General features: G+C 65.1%; 2 protein-coding genes. One reads left to right on the top strand and one right to left on the bottom strand.

Annotation, left to right across the window (positions count from 1 at the left end):
- Positions 1–574: 574 nt before the first annotated feature.
- Positions 575–1,087, top strand: coding sequence for a hypothetical protein (locus tag ACWD3D_RS36325; RefSeq protein ID WP_451464925.1), 513 nt, complete (start codon positions 575–577; stop codon positions 1,085–1,087).
- 324 nt (positions 1,088–1,411) lie between these two features.
- Here ACWD3D_RS36325 and ACWD3D_RS36330 read toward each other — a convergent pair whose 3' ends face one another.
- Positions 1,412–2,125, bottom strand: coding sequence for a transposase (locus tag ACWD3D_RS36330; protein ID WP_451464926.1), 714 nt, complete (start codon positions 2,123–2,125; stop codon positions 1,412–1,414).
- Positions 2,126–2,231: the final 106 nt, after the last annotated feature.

Raw genomic sequence — 2,231 nt, forward strand, 5'->3', positions numbered from 1 at the left:
CAGCGAGCCCGGGTCGAGGGTGCGGGGCAGCCCGGTCACCCGTATCCGGCCGTCGGGCGGCACGGTGCCCCGGGCCAGGCGGCGGCAGACCGCGCCCTGTGCGTACACCACGACCGAGTCGAGGGTCGATTCCCAGCTCTGCGCCGGTCCAGCCGTCATGTGTTCCGCACCCCCGCCGTGTTCATGCCGGACGCAGCTTACGCCGGGGCGATCCCGGTGTAAGCGGTTGGCCGGAACGGAGGTTGGCCGGAAAGGGCATCCGGGGCGCCGCGGTCCGTCGTCGTGCGGTGGTGGTGCGGTGGTGGTGCGAGTCGGGAAGCGGGAACGTCGGTGCCTGTGCGTTCGAGGGGACTTCGAAGAAACATGGACGGGCGAGGTGCCCACTGGTGGTGAATGCGACCCGCTCGCCTATTCGGCGGACGGCGGATGGCGACGAGATGAATTCCTGGTAATGGATGCAAAGAAAGCGGTTGGTAAGGTCGAATGAAGGATCGATGCCTCTGTGGCGGTCGGCCCGGGCGGGCGGGCCTCCGTCGCCGACGTGCAAACCACGACTGCGAGGAAGTGAAATGGTATGGAGTCGATCAATTGGCCCAGAATATTGCTCGGTTTCGTCCTGCCGGGGCTCCTCGCGATTTCCTGCTGGGGCTGCGATACCACGCGCGCAGAGGGGAGTGCGAATTCTGAAGGGCGGGCCGACTCCCGTATGTACGAGGGGTGCGAGGGCGGGCGCAGTCTGGAAAACGCCGAGAAGGTGTACGATCTCGCCATTCCTGACACGGTGGTCAACCTGCATTTCTGTGAGCAGGAGGACTGGTCGGGCTCCGCGGGCGAGATTCAGTTCGATGCATCTCGTGAGGAATGGGGAGGGTTCCTCGCTGATTCCGGCCGGCCGGGTCTCGAACTGATGAAAATCACCCCGTCCTCGGACGCCCGAAAGTGGCAGAAAATTCCGAAGGGAGTGAAGGTGGGGTACGGAAGTTACGACAACGTGGTCGACGGGTGTGAAAACAGCGTCTACATCTATGTCCAGGAGTTGCACACCGACGCGCTTCGGGTGTTTCTGAAACTCGTCTGCGCGTCCTGATCTACTCCGTGTTCCAGAGGTGAATCGGATGGGGGCGCCCGGTATTCGACCGGATGTGCAGCCCAGGGCTCGGATCGTGGCTCGTCTCGGTCCGCCCGAACCGCTTGGCGGTCACGGATCCGGGGGTTGAGGAACATCCATGCCAGATCGTGCGCTAAGGCCGGACCGGTCCCTGGAGGCCGTTGACCTGGGCTGATCGTGGGCTCCAACCTTCGCGGGTCGATGTTGTCGATCTTCGGAGGGCCGTTGTGGCGGTCTAAGCCCTGGCCCGTAAATGATCTCTGACTGGCGTGGACGTGGTCGGTGACCAGCCCGACCGGTCGCCTATCCGGCGAGGTTGAGGTTGTGCATCCGTGCGATGCCGAGCATGGCGTGGTGGACGCCGTCGCCTTTGAGGCGGCAGTCGCGGAGGATCTTCCAGGTCTTCATGCGGGCGAAGACATGCTCGACGCGGGCACGGACCCGCTCGTGGGACTTGTTGTGGGCCCGCTTCCAGCCGGGCAACTCCTCGCCCTTCCGACGTCGGTGAGGCATCACGAGCCCGGTGCCCGGATAGCCGCCGTCGGCGATTGTTGTGGTCTTGCCGACGGCGGCTTTCGCGCCGGACTCCTCCCATGCCTTGCAGTCGTTGCGGTTGCCGGGCAAGGGCTTGCCGATCACGACGACAAGTCGGGTATCGGCATCGATGACGACCTGGTGGTTGGTGGAGTACCGGTAGTTCTTGGACTGCTCGGCGATGGTGTGGTCGCGGGTGGGTACCAGGGTGCCGTTCACGATCAGCACGGTGTCTTTCGTGAACCGCTTGCGGGGCTGGAGGGCGAGCATCGGCCCGAGGTGATCGATGATCAGGTCCGCCGCCGACTTGGAAACTCCGAACAGCGGGGCCAGCTGGCGCATGGTCAGGTTTGTGCGCCGGTAAGCCGCGACCAGCAGAGCCCGGTCCTCCAGCGGCAGACCCCACGGCCGGCCCCTGCGGACCGCGTCCGCGCCCTCACGCCGCAGAACCGTCACCAACTCCCCGAACAGGCGGGGGCTCAGCCCGGTGAAGGGGGGCTATCCAGACACCTCAGGGTCTTAGCTCGTCAAGTCGCACGCTCCCAGCCGCTGTGTAGCCTGTCGATCTGTTCGAACGGGATGAGGAGGC

The organism is Streptomyces sp. NPDC002690, from assembly GCF_053592415.1.